Source organism: Streptomyces sp. NPDC002870 (assembly GCF_042888505.1).
Classification (GTDB): domain Bacteria; phylum Actinomycetota; class Actinomycetes; order Streptomycetales; family Streptomycetaceae; genus Streptomyces.
The window spans coordinates 55,246-72,104 of the sequence record NZ_JBIAPW010000044.1 but is presented as its reverse complement, the minus strand read 5'-3'; the positions used below and the strand labels follow the sequence as shown (position 1 = coordinate 72,104).

General features: G+C 67.6%; 14 protein-coding genes and 3 pseudogenes. 10 read left to right on the top strand and 7 right to left on the bottom strand.

The genetic code is table 11. The features are described 5' to 3' along the window. Nucleotides 1-213 precede the first annotated feature (213 nt). Nucleotides 214-348, bottom strand: a complete 135-nt coding sequence (locus ACFYWY_RS34610) for a hypothetical protein (RefSeq protein ID WP_389194308.1) — start codon at nt 346-348, stop codon at nt 214-216. Nucleotides 349-410: 62 nt separating this feature from the next. Between ACFYWY_RS34610 and ACFYWY_RS34605 the strand changes: the two are divergent. Beyond that, nucleotides 411-632: pseudogene (locus tag ACFYWY_RS34605) on the top strand (penicillin-binding transpeptidase domain-containing protein); the annotation flags it as partial. A gap of 132 nt (nt 633-764) precedes the next feature. Then, nucleotides 765-2,450 (top strand): penicillin-binding transpeptidase domain-containing protein, encoded by a 1,686-nt coding sequence (locus tag ACFYWY_RS34600; RefSeq protein WP_389194305.1) that lies wholly within the window; start codon nt 765-767, stop codon nt 2,448-2,450. Between the two features lie 270 nt (nt 2,451-2,720). Here ACFYWY_RS34600 and ACFYWY_RS34595 read toward each other — a convergent pair whose 3' ends face one another. After that, a complete protein-coding gene (locus ACFYWY_RS34595; RefSeq protein WP_389194302.1) occupies nt 2,721-3,443 on the bottom strand; it encodes an alpha/beta fold hydrolase in 723 nt (240 codons plus the stop codon). A 315-nt stretch (nt 3,444-3,758) separates the two neighbouring features. On the opposite strand from ACFYWY_RS34595, the gene ACFYWY_RS34590 reads away from it, so the two are divergent. After that, nucleotides 3,759-4,418, top strand: a complete 660-nt coding sequence (locus tag ACFYWY_RS34590) for a DNA alkylation repair protein (protein WP_389194299.1) — start codon at nt 3,759-3,761, stop codon at nt 4,416-4,418. A 360-nt stretch (nt 4,419-4,778) separates the two neighbouring features. Here ACFYWY_RS34590 and ACFYWY_RS34585 read toward each other — a convergent pair whose 3' ends face one another. After that, complete coding sequence (locus ACFYWY_RS34585) at nt 4,779-5,183, bottom strand: RidA family protein (RefSeq protein ID WP_389194296.1); 405 nt, start codon at nt 5,181-5,183, stop codon at nt 4,779-4,781. A gap of 487 nt (nt 5,184-5,670) precedes the next feature. Between ACFYWY_RS34585 and ACFYWY_RS34580 the strand changes: the two genes are divergently transcribed. Continuing rightward, nucleotides 5,671-7,224, top strand: a complete 1,554-nt coding sequence (locus tag ACFYWY_RS34580; RefSeq protein ID WP_389194293.1) for a VCBS repeat-containing protein — start codon at nt 5,671-5,673, stop codon at nt 7,222-7,224. Nucleotides 7,225-7,395: 171 nt separating this feature from the next. Then, entirely contained in the window at nt 7,396-7,797 is a 402-nt protein-coding gene (locus tag ACFYWY_RS34575) for a hypothetical protein (RefSeq protein ID WP_389194290.1), read from the top strand. Nucleotides 7,798-7,871: 74 nt separating this feature from the next. Here the strand turns inward: ACFYWY_RS34575 and ACFYWY_RS34570 are convergent, their stop codons facing one another. Further along, the gene (locus ACFYWY_RS34570) at nt 7,872-9,695 is read right to left on the bottom strand and encodes a sensor histidine kinase (RefSeq protein WP_389194287.1); all 1,824 of its coding nucleotides are present in this window, start codon (nt 9,693-9,695) and stop codon (nt 7,872-7,874) included. Continuing rightward, entirely contained in the window at nt 9,685-10,380 is a 696-nt protein-coding gene (locus ACFYWY_RS34565; RefSeq protein ID WP_389194284.1) for a response regulator transcription factor, read from the bottom strand. Before ACFYWY_RS34565 ends, ACFYWY_RS34570 begins: the two co-directional genes overlap by 11 nt. Before the next feature lie 331 nt (nt 10,381-10,711). Here ACFYWY_RS34565 and ACFYWY_RS34560 point away from each other — a divergent pair, with 331 nt between their 5' ends. The 5 genes and pseudogenes from ACFYWY_RS34560 (at nt 10,712) to ACFYWY_RS34540 (ending at nt 13,807) form a co-directional block, all read left to right on the top strand. Beyond that, complete coding sequence (locus ACFYWY_RS34560; RefSeq protein WP_389194281.1) at nt 10,712-11,917, top strand: Ig-like domain-containing protein; 1,206 nt, start codon at nt 10,712-10,714, stop codon at nt 11,915-11,917. 158 nt (nt 11,918-12,075) lie between these two features. Then, nucleotides 12,076-12,957 (top strand): L,D-transpeptidase family protein, encoded by an 882-nt coding sequence (locus ACFYWY_RS34555; protein ID WP_389194279.1) that lies wholly within the window; start codon nt 12,076-12,078, stop codon nt 12,955-12,957. A gap of 137 nt (nt 12,958-13,094) precedes the next feature. Further along, nucleotides 13,095-13,278: pseudogene (locus ACFYWY_RS34550) on the top strand (hypothetical protein); the annotation flags it as partial. A gap of 75 nt (nt 13,279-13,353) precedes the next feature. Continuing rightward, a pseudogene (locus ACFYWY_RS34545) lies at nt 13,354-13,647 on the top strand (hypothetical protein); the annotation flags it as partial. Between the two features lie 28 nt (nt 13,648-13,675). Further along, nucleotides 13,676-13,807 carry a hypothetical protein gene (locus ACFYWY_RS34540; RefSeq protein ID WP_389194277.1) on the top strand — a complete coding sequence of 44 codons (132 nt, stop codon included), beginning with the start codon at nt 13,676-13,678 and terminating at the stop codon, nt 13,805-13,807. A 271-nt stretch (nt 13,808-14,078) separates the two neighbouring features. On the opposite strand, the gene ACFYWY_RS34535 is transcribed toward ACFYWY_RS34540, so the two are convergent. Then, nucleotides 14,079-15,197 (bottom strand): glycosyltransferase, encoded by a 1,119-nt coding sequence (locus tag ACFYWY_RS34535; protein WP_389194274.1) that lies wholly within the window; start codon nt 15,195-15,197, stop codon nt 14,079-14,081. A 590-nt stretch (nt 15,198-15,787) separates the two neighbouring features. After that, nucleotides 15,788-16,324 carry a DUF6924 domain-containing protein gene (locus ACFYWY_RS34530; RefSeq protein ID WP_389194271.1) on the bottom strand — a complete coding sequence of 179 codons (537 nt, stop codon included), beginning with the start codon at nt 16,322-16,324 and terminating at the stop codon, nt 15,788-15,790. Between the last annotated feature and the right edge of the window lie 535 nt (nt 16,325-16,859).

Sequence of the window (16,859 nt, the reverse complement as noted above, 5' to 3'; positions counted from 1 at the left end):
CAGACACCGGACACCCCACTACGACGTAGGCAAAACCGTCCGCCGCGAGAAGACACTTATAGCCCTACAACGGTTGAAAGGTTAAAGAACAAGCTAAGACGGCCGCCAGCCGCTTGCGCAACGCCGCTGTCCGGCCCGACACGCCGACGAGCAGAACACAGCTCCGGGCCTGGCTCCCGGCCTCAGTCGTTCGCCACCCCCCAACATCGGGGCTCAGATGGGCTGCCACAGCTGCGGCCGAGATGCCGCCGCCGATGGTCTGCCGTACGACTCGGCCGTGCCGCGCACCACGAGGGCGGCGAGATCCTCGGCGTCATCACCGAGGAAGCGGCGGCTGCTGGTGGTCACGGCGGTCTGGTGACGTTCCGCGGCCCGGACCAGGTCCGTGACTGTGGCACGGGTGGCATCCGGTGCGCCGCACCGCGACCAGCGGCACCGACGCCGCAGCGATGGCCGGGCTCGGCGGCGACATCGGCGCGAAGACCGGCACGGCGGAGGTCGGCAGCCAGGCCAAGTCCAACAGCTGGTTCACGGGATACCGGGGCGATGTCGCGGCCGCCGCGGTGACCCTGGACGGCGGCCACGGCGGCGATGCGGCGGGCTCGATCGTGGCGGCGGTTCTCCGCGCGGGGGCCGAGGGTGGGGGCTGGGAAGCGGCCGCACATCTGCCGCCCCTAGTGTGGGGGACCTCTTGGTGAGGAGCTGGGGGATCGGCGAACGGCGGAGGACTTGTGGGCAGGAGAGGGCGCGCCACGCGCAGGAGAATGCACCCTGCGCTGATCGGCGGCGTGGTCGCGGTGGTCGTGGGCGGCGTGGGGTTCGCCGCGTACAGCATGTACGGCGCCACGGCGGACGAGGACACGACGGCCGACGGCACTGCGAAGACGTTCAAAGCGCGCCCGGTGACGGCCGCGGAAGTCCGGGCAACGGCCGACGGGTTCCTCACCGCGTGGCAGGGAGGCAACGCCGCGAAGGCCGCCGCGTTCACCGACGGCACGGCGGCGGCGCAGACCGCGCTGACCGGGTTCCACAAGAACGCGCACATCGACGATGTGACGCTGACCCGTGGCGAGGCGTCCGGCGCCACGGTGACGTTCAAGGTCTCCGGCACCGTCTCGTACAAGGGCAAGAGCAAGCCCCTGGCCTACGACTCCCAGCTCACGGTCGTCCGCCGGGCGAAGGACGGCAAGCCCCTCGTCGGGTGGCAGCCGTCCGTCGTGCACCCGGACCTCAAGCAGGGCGACACCCTGGTCACCGGTGAGGCCGAGGATCCGCCCGTCAAGGCCGTGGACCGTGACGGCGCGGAGCTCACCGAGGCGAAATACCCCTCGCTCGGCACCGTCCTGGACGGGCTGCGGGAGAAGTACGGCAAGAAGGCCGGGGGTAGGGCGGGGATCGAACTGCGGGTGGTCCGCGGGGACAGCGCGGACGCCTCGCAGAAGGACGACGCCTCGCAGAAGGACGACGGCTCGGGGAAGAGCGAGGAGAGTGACGACGAGACCCCCGACAAGACTCTGCTGACGCTGTCCGATGGCACGCCGGGGACACTCAAGACCACGCTCAGCGCGACCGCGCAGGCTGCCGCCGAGCGGGAAGTGGGTGAGCGCGAGCGGGCGTCCATAGTTCTCATGAAGCCGTCGACCGGTGAGATCCTCGCCGCCGCCAATTCGAGCCATGGCTTCAACACGGCGCTGCAGGGGTCCCTGGCACCCGGCTCCACGATGAAGATCGTGACGTCGTCGATGCTGCTGGAGAAGGACCTCGCGTCGATCGACAAGCCGCATCCGTGCCCCAAGTACGCGTCGTACGGTGGCTGGAAGTTCCAGAACGTGGAGAAGTTCGAGATCAAGAACGGTACGTTCCGTACGAGCTTCGCTGCCTCCTGTAACACCGCCTTCATCACGCAGGCCGAGAAGCTCGACGATGACGATCTGACCAAGCAGGCCCAGCAGGTCTTCGGTCTCGGGCTCAACAACTGGTCGATCGGGGTGTCCAGCTTCGACGGGGCCGTGCCGGTGCAGAGCAATGCGCAGATGGCGGCGTCGCTCATCGGGCAGGGCGGGGTACGGATGAACCCGCTGAACGTCGCATCCATCATCTCCACGGCCAAGACGGGCGTCTTCCGGCAGCCGTACCTGGTCTCGCCCGACGTCGACGACCGCACGCTCGCGAAGGCCGCGCGCAAGCTGGACGCGTCCGCGCAGACGCAGCTGCACGAACTCCTGAACTACACCGCGACGTCGGGCTCCGCCGCGGAGGCCATGGCGGGCGTCGGCTCGGACATCGGCGGCAAGACGGGCTCCGCGGAGGTCGACGGCCAGACCAAGCCCAACGGTTGGTTCACCGCATGGCACGGCGACCTCGCCGCGGCGGCGGTGGTCCAACAGGGCGGCCGGGGCGGTAAGTCGACGGGGCCGCTGGTGGCTGCGGTGTTGAAGGCGGGCAGCTGACGGCCGCCCACAGCGGGAACGAACTCACTCGCGTGCTCAGTAGACCGACCGCTGGCGTTCCGTCCCTGACGAGGTCGCCGTGGAGCGGTTGTGGGGCGCCGTGGAGGAGGCCGGTCCTTGGCCGGACCAGCCGCGCGTAGGCGCCGGATGTTCTGTGCCATCGAAGGTTGAGCGATTCTCACCGAAGCCTGGTGACCGCCAGCGTTCCACAACGCTTCCATACCGACGAAGACCGTCCGCTTCCCCGCCCGGAAGCTCGGCCCAACTAACCTACGTCGTCTCAGATTTCAGAGCACTACAGCCATCTCCCGACGGCCGCAGGAACCTCAGAACCACCTCAGCGAACACCGTCGGTGCGGTGTTGTGGATCAAATGCCCGGCTGGAATGGTGACGACTCGCCCCTGAGGAACACGACCCGCCAACTCAGCGATGCCCGCCTGGGGAACATGACTTCCCTGACCGCCGGCCACGACAAGGGTTTCCGCCGTGATCTTGCTGAGTCGCTCCAACCACTCCGGATCAGACGTGTCGACCTGCCGCCTGACGGCCAGCACCATCTCCCAGTCGAACGTCAGTTTTCCATCCGGTCTGGTCGGAGTGGACTGCTCCCGGGGGCGCGGCACCGGGACGTCCTCCAAGACGAGTCGGTCCACGCGCTGCGGATACTCCTCGGCGAACAGATAGGCAACGATCCCACCCATCGAGTGCCCAATCAGATCCACCCGGCCAAGAGCCAGCGCATCCAGAAAACCGAGTACATCGTCCCGCATCGCTTGCAGCGAGTAGTCCCCCGGCCAATCGCTCCGGCCATGACCACGAAGATCAAGGGCATAGACCCGCCACCTGCGGGCGAAGACCGGCACCACGACGTCCCAGTCCGCAGCATCCTCGCCCAGAGCATGCAACAGGACGAGCGGCGGAGCTTCCGGCGGTCCGGAGACCTGATAGGCAAGCCGGACCCCTGCAACGTCAACCGAGCGGTGATCAGCCATGCCCGAAACATAGCGAGGGACCGCCGTCACGAACGCGACGTTCACCAACGGCCGAACCGACCACCATCAGCACGGTGACAACAAGCCTGCCTTTGCGGCAACTATCGGGCTTCGGCTCACCTACCGCCAACAGCAGCTGGTGACAGGCACTTCAGACTGGTCTATCCGGGAGCTCCGGAGTCTTGAACGGGACTGGGGAGCCCGAGGCCGCTGGGGGGCAGTGATCAGCCGGTGCGGGCCGACTTCCGTCGTAGGCTGAATCTCGCACGTGATGGACAGGAGGCTGAGGTAGCCGAGACGAGGCTGACCGAGACGATGGTTGCCGAGGTGATGGCCGAGCTGGCCGAGCTCGAGGACCCGAAGACACGCGAGGTGAACGAGAAACACGGTGACGATCACGGTGTGAACCTCGGCAAGCTGCGCGCGCTCGCGAAGCGGCTGAAGACGCAGCAGGAACTCGCGTGCCAGCTCTGGGAGACGGATGACACCGCGGCGAGACTGCTGGCGATCCTGATCTGCCGCCCGAAGGCGTTCGAGCGTGACGAGTTGGACGTCATGTTGCGCGAGGCGCGCACACCCAAGGTGCACGACTGGCTCGTGAACTACGTGGTGAAGAAGAACCCGCACTCCGAAGAGCTGCGCCTGGCCTGGTCCGCCGATCCGGATCCAGTGGTCGCGAGTGCCGGCTGGGCGCTGACCACCGAACGCGTGACGAAGAAGCCGGAGGGCCTCGACCTCGCAGGACTGCTCGATGTCATCGAGGCGGAGATGAAAGACGCCCCGGATCGCCTGCAGTGGGCGATGAACCACTGCCTGGCTCAGATCGGGATCGAGCACGCCGAGTACCGCACCCGTGCAATCGACATCGGTGAACGCCTGGAGGTGCTCAAGGACTACCCGACTTCCCCGGGCTGCACGGCTCCGTTCGCGCCCATCTGGATCACCGAGATGGTGCGCCGACAGCACGATAAGTAGGAAGGTTCGCGCTCACGCTCGTGCCGCTACTCCCTCGGAACGCCGCACCCGATACCAACCGACCGTGAGGGGCCTCACGTCGCCTACGGCTGGAGAGCACGCCGGGCCTACCCGTGTCGATTGACTTGGCGCCGCATCGCGCCCCACGACGGTCACGACCAGTGCTTCGAAGGCAGGGCGCCACCAGGTCGGCGAAAGAGGTCTCGGTCTGCGTGGTGCAGGACATATGCGGCCGCCGCAACATCGAGGTACGGCACACAACAGGCCGACGACTGCGTCGGCATGAGAAGAGCGGACTTCAGCGAGACCACGTCCCCGCCGTCTTGCGTTCCTTGTTTCGCGGAGCGCAGACACAGCCTCTCAGCTCTGTTCCTGACCAATCACCGCGTCGATTTCCACTTCGACGAGCCAAGCAGGTTCGATGAAGCGGGAAACCTCTACGACTGTGCATGCAGGCCGGACAGAGGCAAACCGCTCGCCGTGAGCCCGTGCGGCCTCCTTCCACTGCGTCACGTCAGTCAGCATGATGCGTGTCCGCACAACATCCTCGATTGACGCCCCTGCCTCCTGCAATGCCCGCTCAGCGATGTCCAGGCACCGTGCTGTCTGGGCATAGACATCGCCAGGTCCGACGGTGGAGCCGTCATCCCCGATAGGCGCCGTGCCTGCAACGGCGACGTACTTTCCTGCCCGCACCGCGCGAGAGAAGCCGATCTGTGGCTCCAGCGGCGACCCCGAGCTGACGACCTGACGCACATCTTCCATCTCGTCATGGTGCCAGAACTGCAACTCGCAACGGGCACCGAGCAGCCGTGACCGTCACCGAATGCCCGGCTCTACGGGAAGGCCACCTCGCAGGCGTGGGACCGACTGCACCTGCGGCTGAAACGGCGGGCGTGCCTGCTCGACCACGACGGACCCCACAGCCAGCCACCCCGCGGGCAGCCCGGGAACCGGGCTGCGACACACTCGCATCGTGATCGACAACGCCTTCGTGATCGTCTCCGGGCTGCCGGCCAGCGGCAAGAGCACCCTGGCCCGCGAGATTCGGTGGCAGTAGGCAGCGACTTCGTCGACGAACCGGTAAACGGAACCGGAAGGCCCCCCGGAAGCGTGCTGGGTCGTACGAGGGAAACGAATGCCCCGCTGTCGGCGGCGGTGCCGGTCCAGGCCGGTCCGGCTGCCGGTATCCGGCCCAACAGGCGCCTGTGTGCTTCCCGGACCCATGGGGCGAAGTGACGAGGAGAGGCGCGTGCGTCGACGTATCAGCAACCGTCAGCGGATGATCGCCGGTGTGGCGGTCATCGCAGTGGCGGCCGTGATAGCGCCGGTGGCCTGGTCCGTGGTGGGGGACGCACCCCGGCACGTCGCCGCGCCGAAGAAGTGCCGCACCGTCACACACGGAACCGCACCGGGCCCGGCCCCGCACCCGGCCCGCAAGACCGCCGCCAAGGCCCCAGCCGTCAACGCGCCCCCCGCCGACTTCGACAACGACGGCCACCCCGACCTGGCGCTGTCCGGGGGCGGGGACGTGGACCTCAACTGGATCGCCGGAAGCGTCGAGGTGGCGTACGGCTCCGGAGACGGTACGGGCGTCGGCCGCTGCCAGTACCTCACGCAGGCCGACGCGGGAATACCGGGAGAAGCGCGCGACGAGGCAGAGTTCGGGTTCGAGACCGTCGCGCGCGACTTCGACGACGACGGCTACACCGACCTCGCGGCCGCCGTCTTCGAGAAGGACGGCACCCACGTCATCATCCTGTGGGGTTCGGAGCACGGACTGTCGAGCGCCACCCGTGTGCCCGGGACGGACCGCAGCCACGTCCCCGGCACGCAGGACGGCGTCATCGAGGAACAGCTCGCCGCCGGTGACTTCGACGGCGACAGGCACGCTGACCTTGTCTTCGGGCTCGGCTCCGAGAAGGGCCTGTTGAAGGGCCCGTTCCAGCGGAACGGCGCCCCCGCCGACACAGGCCCGGTCCCCGCACCCCGGCTGCCCGACCGCCTGCCCAGCGAGCTGGCGTACAGCGATCTCGTCGCGGGCGATCTCAACGGTGACGGTACCGACGACCTGGTGAGCTTCCACACCGACGACGACGGCGACTCGGACTGGTCCCAACTGCACTGGGTCGGCAACTACCTCCAGGGCGGCAAGAACGGCTTCGCGAAGCCGGACAGCACACACATCCCCGACGCGGAGACCGCGACAGTCGGCGACGTGGACGGCGACGGGTACGCCGACCTGATCGTCAGCCCCCGGGGCGAGCGGGCGAGCCGCAACTCGGTGACCGTGGTGTACGGCACGAAGTCCGGCCCGGGGAAACGGACCGCGACCCTCGACCGCGACACCCCGGGCGTGCCCGGCAAGGAACCCCAGGACAACGACGCCGTGTTCACCTCCTTGGACGCCGGGGACGTGAACGGTGACGGCTACGCGGATGTCGTGGCCGGAGCGCCCCGGTCCCGGGTGTACGCCGCGAGAGGCACGGAGCAGGTGCTCCTCTTCCAAGGCGGGCCGCACGGCCTGACCGGCAAAGGCGCCCGGCAGCTCGACCAGCGTGACGTCCACGCCATCCCGGACAAGGACGACAACTTCGGGGAGTCCGTGCTCCTCACCGACATGAACGGGGACCACAAAGCCGACCTCACAGTGTCGGCACCGGGGGACGACAAGGGGCGCAGCTCCGCCTGGCTGCTGCCCGGCTCCGCCGACGGTCTGTCCACCCAGGGCGTCACCCACCTGCCCGGGACCTCCTTCGCGGACCCGAAGGGCGACCTCATGATGGGCGACCGGGTCGCCCGCTAAAGCGTGTTACAGAAGTGGAAGTTCGAGAGCGTTTGGTCGACCGCCCGTCGGCAGATTCAGGATCGTCAGCGGACTGCGGCGGACGACATGCTTGAGACGCCCTGAGAACGCCCAAGTCACAGCCACAGCGGATGACACGAGCTGCGAAAACCACTGCTAGATTCGTCCGCCATGCGATCACGTGAGTACGACCTCGACTTCCGCGACCGGGCCACGCGGATACGCGCCTGGGGTATCGGTCTGTTGGCCTTGGCGGCGCTCCTGTGGACATGGTGTGTCGTGTTGCTCCTCACGCCGTACGAGGTCGATGAGGAGCCCGGCGACCGTTACCCGCAGCAGTGTGAATCACGGTTGTTGACGGAGCGTGGTACGGCCAACGAGGGCCTGCAAAAGGGTGATTGGTGCCAGAACGAACGCGACTGGCCCGAGGCCCTGGCCGTGCTCGGGCTGTCCCTGCCGGTGTCGGCCGCTGGTGTGGCGCTCTTCACGAGTGGCAGTGTGAGCAGCCGGATGAGCGCCCACGCCGAGGCGATGCGCGAACTGGACAAGCTGGCCGACGCACGGAAGTCGTAGCCTGCACGGTCGGCTGTCAACAGGCCGCCGGTTCGGGCCGATCGGCGCGGATCAAATCTCGGCGTCGTGGCACTTCATGGCGAGAGGCGCTCAGGCTCCGTTCCCCGGGGAAGCCGGATGGTGAACACCGCCCCGGCGCCGGGCTCGCTGTCGGCGGTAATGGTTCCACCGTGTGCCTCGACGAGCTGGCGGACGATGGACAGGCCCAGTCCGCTGCCGCCGGTGCGTCTGCTCCGCGACTTCTCGGCCCGCCAGAAACGCTCGAAGACATGAGGCAGGTCCTCGGGCGCGATGCCGCCGCCCGTGTCCTCCACCGTGAGCACGGCCAGGTCACCGGTCTGCTTCGCGGTGAGCGTGACTGTGCCGTTCTCCGGGGTGTGCCGGAGCGCGTTGGCAAGGAGATTCCCCAGCGCCTGGCGCATCCTCACGGGGTCGGCCTCCAGCCAGAGACCGGGGTCGGTGCGGGTGCACAGGCGGATGCCCGAGGCCTCGGCGCGGGTGCTGTGGGCGGACACTACCTGGGCGACGAGTTCGTCCACGCCCACCGGCTCGCGGTGCAGACTCAGGGTGCCGGAGTCGACGGCAGCGAGGTCCTGCAGATCGTCGATGATGTGTTGCAGTAGCAGCGCTTCGTCGTGCAGGGAAGCTATGAGGTCCGGGTCCGGGGCGAGCAGCCCGTCGCGGGTGACTTCCAGCCAGCCGCGGATATTGGTCAACGGGGTCCGCAGCTCGTGTGCGATGTCGCTGACCATGGCCTTGCGCTGGGATTCCAACTGTTCACGGCGCGCGGTGAGATCGTTGAAGGCGGCGGCGAGGTAACCCGTCTCGTCCTTGGTGGTGACGGTAACGCGCGCGTGCCGCTGCGGTGGCTGCTGGGCTGCGGCCGTCAGCGCTCGTAGGGGACGGACGAGGCGGATCGCGACGACTGCGGTCATGGCGACGGTGGTGACCAGGACGAGCCCCGTGACGCCGACAATCTTGGCTTTGTTGGCGGGGGAGAGGTTGAAACCTGCGGGCTGCTGGCCCAGGCTGCCCAGATAGAGTCTGGCCCTTGGTGCGACGTACGGGTCGAGTTGTGTGCGGCGCGCGCTGTCGACACAGCTCTGCGTCCGCTGGCTGCCACCAAGCCGGCGGGCGTAGTCGCTCGCCGGGGTGTTGGAGCCGGGAACCAAGTCGATGCCTGCCCCGGCCAGCGGGATTCCTCGCCCCTGCTCGAGACCGGGGCAGTAAGCGATCATGGCGTTGAGTTCGTCCAGTGCCTTTTGCTCCGTGCGAGTGGCCGTGTTGAGTTCTCCGTCGGCGCACTGCGCCCGAAATGGCACGGATGCCTCCCCGTCGTCGGGTGTGATCACCGTGCGGCCGCTGGGGCTCTGGTGGCTGCTGCCGCCGCTTCCGTACCGCCGCATACACGCCAGGCGCTTCTCGGCGAGCGTCTTTACCTGTGCCCGTTCGGCCGCGGGGAGAAGATACGGTCCCACCGCCCGCGGGTCGATCCCGGCGAGCTGGGCCCCCGGTTCGGTGTACGTGTCGGTGTTCAGCGGTTCGACGGTGGCCGAGGCGCGGGCGGGCAGGGCGGTACCCGGGGCGGCGGAGTCGGCGATGGGGTATCCGGTCTCGGTCGTCAGGGCGATGCGCCGGCCCATGCTGTGTGACAGCGTGCGCACCAAGGTCTGCACGCCGTTCCAGTCGGCGTGGGTCGCGGCGAAGCCGCTGACTTGCCGCAGGATGTCGGTGTCGTCGGAGAGAACCTGACCGCGCTCCTCCTGGATGGCACGCGTGGTGGTCTCCACAGCTAGCCAGGACGTGGCGCCCACGGAGACGACGGTGATCGCCATGGAGGTGAGCACAAGCCGTACCAGCAGGCTCTTGCGCCAGGGAATTCGAGGACTAGGCGTCATGGCGGCCGTCGACGAGCTTGTAGCCGACGCCGAAGACCGTCAGCAGCCGCACGGGCCTGCGCGGGTCGGGTTCGATCTTCTTGCGCAGGTTCATGATGTGTACGTCGATGGCGCGTTCGGTGGAGGCGCGGTCGTGGCCACGGGTGTACTGCAGCAGTTGACGGCGCGAGAACACCCGGTCGGGTTCTGCGGTCATGGCGTGGAGGATGGCGAATTCGCCGGGGGTGCACGTAACGGGGGTGCCGTCACAGGTCACCAGGTGCCGTACGGGATCAATAGTGATGCAGCCCGCGCGCAGCAAAGGGGAGTTCCCCGCGGGGCGCATGGAACGGCGCAGTACGGTGCGTATGCGGGCCATCAGCTCCCGTGGGCTGTACGGCTTGGTCATGTAGTCGTCCGCGCCGAGTTCGAGGCCGAGCAGCACGTCGTCTTCTGTGGAGCGGGCGGTGAGCATGAGAACGGGTACGTTCCCGTCCTGGCGCAGCATGCGGCACACGCCGAAACCGTCGATCCTGGGCAGCATCAGGTCCAGGACGACCAGGTCGGGTCTGCGGCTCTTGGCCTCGTCGATCGCGGCCCGGCCGTCGTGGACCACGACGGCGGTATGACCCTCTTGAAGCAGCAGCCGGCGGATGAGCTTGGCCTGCATTTCATCGTCTTCCGCCACCAGAATATGTGCGCACACGCCGTTGACTCTATGCGCGGCGGGATCGAGTCAGGCCGATGTGCGGGTCTTCCCACACCCTGACAAGTTCCTGATACGCGTGCGCCAGGCTGGCGTTGCCCTTGGTCGCGTTCGGCGCTGCCATCACGCCGGGCAGCTGCTGGGTGTGACGGCAACGGCGAGCCGAAGAGCTGCGGCCGGGCCGCAATCACGGCAGCGGTGTCGCCCGATCCGATGAGTCACGCGAACTGTGATGAGTCATGCGAACAGTGCCGAACCCGCCGCTCGAACCCAGGGCTGCGTTCCCTCCACTCGGTGGGCTACGCCACTCAACGCGCACGACGGAGATCACATGCACCGCACCCGCCCCGCCCCGGCCCTCGCCGTCCTGCCGATCTCGCTATGCCTTCTTGCCGGGTGCAGCACTGCCCCAGGAGACGCGAACGACCGCGCGAAGGCGCCGCCGGCCGATGCCGAGGCCACGGTCACGCCGCGCATACACCTGAACGCCGCCGACGGACAAAGGCATGTCTCCGTCGAACGCGGCGGCCGCGTCACGGTCGAGGCGGGCAGGATCACCAAGGTGACCCTCACCACCGCGGCCGGCCGGACCGTGGGCGGCAAACTCACCCCGGACAAAAGGACCTGGGCACCCGATGCCGCCCTCGGCCACGACACCGCCTACCGGCTGACCGTGGTGGCCGCCAACCACGACGGACACGAGGAGACGGAGAGGATCGCGTTCACGACCCTCTCCGAAACCCACCGCTTCACAAGCACGTTCACCCCGGACAACGGATCCACCGTCGGTGTCGGGATGCCTGTCTCGTTCACCTTCGACAGAGCGATCACCGACAAGAAGGCCGTCGAGGCCGCCATCGAGGTCAGCTCCAGCAGCGGACAGCCCGTCGTCGGCCATTGGTTCGGCACGCAGCGCCTCGATTTCCGTCCGCAGCACTACTGGAAGGCTCACTCCACCGTAACTGTCAAGATCCGCCTCGACGGGGTCAAGGGTGCCGAGGGCGCCTACGGCGAACAGAACAAGACCCTCCGGTTCACCGTCGGCCGCAGGCAGGTCTCTACCGTGGACGCTTCCGCGCACCGGATGACGGTAGTCCGCGACGGCAAGGCCCTGAAGACCATACCCATCACGGCGGGTGCCAAGAACTCGCCCACGTGGAACGGCCAGATGGTGATTTCGCAGAAGCTGATCACCACGCGGATGGACGGAGCCACCGTGGGTTTCGCCGGCGAGTACGACATCCCCGACGTCCCCCACGCCATGCGCCTGTCCACCTCGGGCACGTTCATCCACGGCAACTACTGGGGCGCCGACTCGGTGTTCGGCCGGTCCAACATCAGCCACGGCTGCGTTGGGCTCAACGACGCCCGGGGCGGCGGCGACCCCGGTCAGGACGGCGCCTGGTTCTACGACCACTCCCTCGTCGGTGACGTGGTCGTGGTGCGGAACTCGAACGACAAGACGATTGCCCCCGGCAACGGCCTCAACGGCTGGAACATGGCGTGGAATCAGTGGAAGGCGGGCTCCGCACGCTGAGGCGGACGGTGCGGGAAGGGATGCCGGAAGCGATCTGCTAACGGCATCGCCCGCAGGCCCACCCGATGCTGCCGCAAGCGTTGCCCCTCGTCTGACCTCGTCTGACCTCGCGTGCCGGAGCTGACAAGTTCCTCACTTGTCTCATCCAGGCTGACAGCATGGCCTCATCAACCAGTCGCCCCCCGCGACGGCTTCCCTCTGCGCCCTTTGGGAACCGCCAAGCGACCACCTTCATAACCCCGGGCCTGAACCGTCTGGGAATACCGGCCGCTGTCCTGGCCCTGTCCGTCACCCTGACCGGATGCGGCGAACTGCACTCAGGAACAGCTGACGACCCCTCGTCGGCGGCCGTCGGTGTACTCGACGCAGGGGCGGCATCCGGCGCCCCCGGCACGACCCAGCCCAAGCCCCGGCCGACACCTGCGGACACCGAAGCGACCGCCGTATCGGTCCCCGCGCAGCTGCCGGGCCTCGGCCCCCAGACGCTGGCCGAAATACCTAAGAAAGCGCGCCAAGTTGTCCTGGTCACCGGGCGCGGCAAGGACTCCCCGAAGTCGCAGGTGGTGCTGTATCGGCGCACGAGCGCGGGCTGGGAGCCGGGAGCAACCTGGCCAGCGCACAACGCTCTCAAGGGCTGGACGGACGACCACCGCGCCGGCGATCTCCACTCTCCCATCGGCGTCTTCACCCTTACCGATGCCGGCGGGCTGCTCGCCGATCCCGGCACCAAGCTGCCGTACGACCAGTCACGGGACTTCACCATCGGCGGCACGGGCTTCGAGGGCGAGCCGCTCGCCGGCTCCTTCGACTACGTCGTCGCGATCAACTACAACCGTAAAGCCGGAGCCACCCCCCTCGACTGGACCCGCCCTCTCGGCACGGACAAGGGCGGCGGCATCTGGCTGCACGTCGACCACGGGGGGCCCACGCAGGGCTGCGTGAGCCTGGCGCAGAAGCACATGAAGGAACTGCTGCTCACGCTCGATCCCGACCAGCACCCGGTGATCGTCATGGGAGACGCCGACTCCCTCAAACGCTGATGCGCGCAGTCGAAGACGAAAAGCCAGGAGTGTCTCGGAGAAGGGGTGGGAACGCAGGTTCAGGCGGAGACGGCGGGGCCGGTGGTCGGTGCCGTAGCCGCGGGCGACCAGGGCGGCGGCGAGATAGTCGGCAGCCTCGTCAGATGGCCAACGTCGCCAAGGCCACCGGCCAGTACCCGCTCGGAGTCCTGTCCGACTGCGTCGTCTACGCCAGCTCCGGCCCGAGCCCCCCTGGACTTCCTGCCCTACACCGCCTCCGGCAAGCCGCTGCCCGGCTCCTTCCGCCCGGGCCCCACGCCCGGCCTGGCCAAGGTCGAAGGTTGTAACCGTTCGGTCCGTGAGCACCCCGGGGATCGACACTCGCGAGACGTAGTTCGGATCGTCGACCGGGAGACGTTCGTCTCGACGACCGGGGAGTCGAACTACAACCGGGAGCTGTACCGGCCGGATTGGATGCACCTCATTCGCTCACAGGCCTTCGCCAAGTTCTGGACGAAAGCCCTCAAGGCCCACGAGGAGGGCCTGGCCGTCGTCAGCGCCGTGGCTACCGATGAACTCCATGTCATCGGCGAATGGGAGAGTGTCTTCCCCGAGGGCCGCGGCGTTACCGAGGTCAAGGTGAAGGACGTCTGTACCGTCGGCACCGATCACTGGCCGCCGCAGACCTACGAGATCGGTTTCGCCGCCTGACCAGGACTCTCTCCTGACGGTTCATAGATTGACCCTCACCGAGGGCGGCGACGAGCCCAACACACTGTCCTTCTCCGACTACAACAAGCCGGTCGCAGTCACCGCCCCGCCGGCCGACCAAATCTTCGGCATGGACAAGGTCAAGGCAGCCAGTTCCTGAGCCGAGACTCTGCGAGCCAACGGGAAACACTGGCGCTTGGCACCGTCGGTGGCCCCCGTCAGCCTCTCCTAGGTGTCCGCACGTGTCACCGACCCCGAGCCGGCTCAAAGAGCTCCTCGGCATCCCCTTCACCCCGTAGCCCACACCCGGGCCGCAGTGGAAGCGTGACGCTTGGGCGGCCCAACGTCCCTCGTGAGGGACAGATGACGCCGCTGACGTAGAGGGGGGCCGCGTGGAGAGGTCTCCTTCGTCGCCCGGGCGCCGCACGCTGTTAGGGCATACGTTGCAGGACGAGGCGGAGTACGTCGTCGGGGGAGTGCAGTTCCTTCATCTGCCGGGCGATCGCCGCTGCTGCGATCGTGAAGGACGGGTCGTTCAGCACATTGGCGACGGCGACACCGATCTCTTCGGGCCTCTGGACCACGACTGCGGTCCCCACTGCGGCTGCACGCTCAGCGTTCAACGGTTTGTCCAGGCCCATGGGGAGCAGCACCATCGGTACGGCAGTACGCAGCGCTGCCAGTACGGTGCCGGCACCGCCGGCGGAGACCACGGCGTCTATGCCGGCCAAGAGCTGCTGCATGGGGACGAAGCCAACGGGGCGCACCCAGGACCGGTCGACATGCAGGCTGTCGGCATCCGCGGAGGGACTGACGGCCACTACGGCGCTGACATGGTGAGGTTCCAAAGACTTCACCATGGCGGCGAGGGCTTCGGGATCTTCGAGGAACGTGCCGAGCGTGACCAGGACACGGGGGCGGTGCTCCCGGTCTGGGAACTGAGGCGCTGACCAGGAGTTGTCATTGTCCGTGGAGTGTGGTTCCGGACGGATCGCGATGCGGTCGGCCGGCGGATTCCAGTCGTCACGCTGCAGGCAGTCCAGCCACGGGTCGATCGAGGCAAGACGCTGGGATGGTGTGATGCCCCGGGCGGCGAATCGATCCGCGGCAGCGGCATCCATGGCTTGGGCCAGCGCGTCGTCGAGCGCGATCCCCACCTCGTGGGAGACCCACGGGACGCCGAGCGCGGCGGCAGCGAGCCGGCCCAGGTAATCGGCCGTCTCGGCGATGATGAGATCGGGGCCGAATTCGGCTGCCGCGGCCAGCGCCTCCTCAGCTCCCAGGTCAAAACGCGCTCTCCCGAAGAACTCCGCCCGCGTCGCGGGAGTCATGTCCGTGCTGGCGTCCGCTCCGGTACGGCGGGTCACCTCGGCGAGGACGTCATCCACAGTCGGTCCCGCCGACAGGACCGGCACGGGGGCAACCACCCCAGCCATCGATTCGTGCGTCAGAAATGCCGTCTCATGACCGGCCTGCCGAGCAGCCTTCTCCAGGGGCACCATGGGCAGAAGATGTCCATAGGCAGGGGTGCCGGAAAACAGAATGCGCATAATGATCCTCACGGAATTCGGCGACTGGCCGAGGCGAGAGGGGCAGGTATTCAGGCGCTTGTTCTCGCTTCAGACACTCGACGCCGACGCCCAGAACGATGACGGACGAGAGTGCCGTACACCTGGGTGACGGACGTACTACCTCACTGGTTCATGGCCACGTGAAGCCGTGACTGCCCGCGCGCGGAAGCCCCATAAGTCGCAACGCTCATGCTCTGACGCTGACGCGATGCTCTGAAGGTCAGGGGGTGTGAGCGGTCGGGCCCGCTGCCAGGTGGGCATACGAACTCACAACTGACGTCGCAACGGCCGCTTTGCCGCTGCTGACCACGGTGATGACAAGGTCACGGCCAGCGCGCGGGTGCGCGGGCTCTCGGTCGTCCAGGTCAGCCGCATCACTCGGGAATCGGCGGCCCACCAGCCCTGGCCGTGGCGGGGAAGACTGTCACGGGCCGGACATCTGCGCCCGACCTGCCTGGCCGCCAGAGGTCGATGGCTATGCCCTGCGCGCCTTCACCGAAGGCACCGTTCAGCGCGCGGCCAGGCTGCTGGGACGCCTGTCGGACCATGCGTCCCGACAACAACCGCTCTCAGGGAGCTCGGTAAATATTGTTCTCGTCCGCCGCTTCAACGAAGTCGGAGAAGTCCATATTGGCGAGGAAGAGGTTGGCCTCGACTGTCGCCAGGTCACTCGCCGGGACGCGAAACGTCGAGCCGGGCTCCTCGCTCAGATCGAGCACAAGAACCAGGTGCTCGGGCGAGGTCATGGCCTCGCGATCAAACAGCATGAGATACGGATGATCCTCGTTCCCGCGCGCGAAAGCCTCGATCTCAACGGCAGACAGAGTCCGGAACGCGTGGTCGTCGAGCACATGCAGGTACGAGCCCGGTTCCAGGTCGTCGTCCAGCGCCGTCAGCGCCGCGCGAAAGCCATCCCAGAGCGCCTGGTCCGAGTAGTCGGTGCGGATGGCCAGGCTCCGCAGGGTGCGCGGTAGTTCCGGCTGCGGGTCTGTCGGTTCGCCGTCTCCCCGAAACGTGTCGGCTGGGACCGTGACGCCGGCGTCGGACGCGTGGTGCCCCGGATTCTCCAAAGGACGGTCCGCCGGTTCTCCTCGCAGGTTGCTCATCGCAGTGCCGCTCCCGTCATGTATACGTCGTACCCGTCTCTACGGCCGAGGTCCGGGGTCGGTTCGCGCCCGACCTGCCCTTCCCTGCTCGTACCGCAAGGTGCCCCGTTCGCCGAGCGCGTGGGCATGCCGACCAGGCTGTCGGGAATTGCGTTTCGCAGGGAGAGAAAGCCGAGGGACCGGGGGGTGGTTGCAAGGTGTTGGAGTTCTTTTACGCCTCCGTTCATGGGCAACGGGCGTGACCTACTCCTGGTTCAAAGGAAGAAGCCCGATCGGGTAGCAGTTCACCTGCGCTGCGGTTCGTCGCGGCGCAGGTGAAGCGCTTCGCTGGGCCGCCGCGAGGCTTCCGCGCAGGGACACAGCTCCTTGACGCAGCCGGCGACCGCGTCACCGTCTTCACGCGGTTCAGGGTCCAGCGTTGGTCCTCCCAGCGGTGCGCCGCCGGCCCCTTGGACAGCTCCCGCTCCAGAGGCGCGAACTGTTCCTCGCTCAGCCGCGGCAAGCGATGCCGGGCCCTGTGACCGCAGTGCCTGCG

What these genes read in the sequence shown, in the direction of transcription:
- ACFYWY_RS34585 (WP_389194296.1), bottom strand. Translation starts at nt 5,183, where the DNA reads ATGGAAGATGTGCGTCAGGTCGTCAGCTCGGGGTCGCCGCTGGAGCCA.
- ACFYWY_RS34575 (WP_389194290.1), top strand. Translation starts at nt 7,396, where the DNA reads ATGCGATCACGTGAGTACGACCTCGACTTCCGCGACCGGGCCACGCGG.
- ACFYWY_RS34600 (WP_389194305.1), top strand. Translation starts at nt 765, where the DNA reads ATGCACCCTGCGCTGATCGGCGGCGTGGTCGCGGTGGTCGTGGGCGGC.
- ACFYWY_RS34535 (WP_389194274.1), bottom strand. Translation starts at nt 15,197, where the DNA reads ATGCGCATTCTGTTTTCCGGCACCCCTGCCTATGGACATCTTCTGCCC.
- ACFYWY_RS34555 (WP_389194279.1), top strand. Translation starts at nt 12,076, where the DNA reads ATGGCCTCATCAACCAGTCGCCCCCCGCGACGGCTTCCCTCTGCGCCC.
- ACFYWY_RS34530 (WP_389194271.1), bottom strand. Translation starts at nt 16,324, where the DNA reads ATGAGCAACCTGCGAGGAGAACCGGCGGACCGTCCTTTGGAGAATCCG.
- ACFYWY_RS34560 (WP_389194281.1), top strand. Translation starts at nt 10,712, where the DNA reads ATGCACCGCACCCGCCCCGCCCCGGCCCTCGCCGTCCTGCCGATCTCG.
- ACFYWY_RS34595 (WP_389194302.1), bottom strand. Translation starts at nt 3,443, where the DNA reads ATGGCTGATCACCGCTCGGTTGACGTTGCAGGGGTCCGGCTTGCCTAT.
- ACFYWY_RS34590 (WP_389194299.1), top strand. Translation starts at nt 3,759, where the DNA reads ATGGTTGCCGAGGTGATGGCCGAGCTGGCCGAGCTCGAGGACCCGAAG.
- ACFYWY_RS34570 (WP_389194287.1), bottom strand. Translation starts at nt 9,695, where the DNA reads ATGACGCCTAGTCCTCGAATTCCCTGGCGCAAGAGCCTGCTGGTACGG.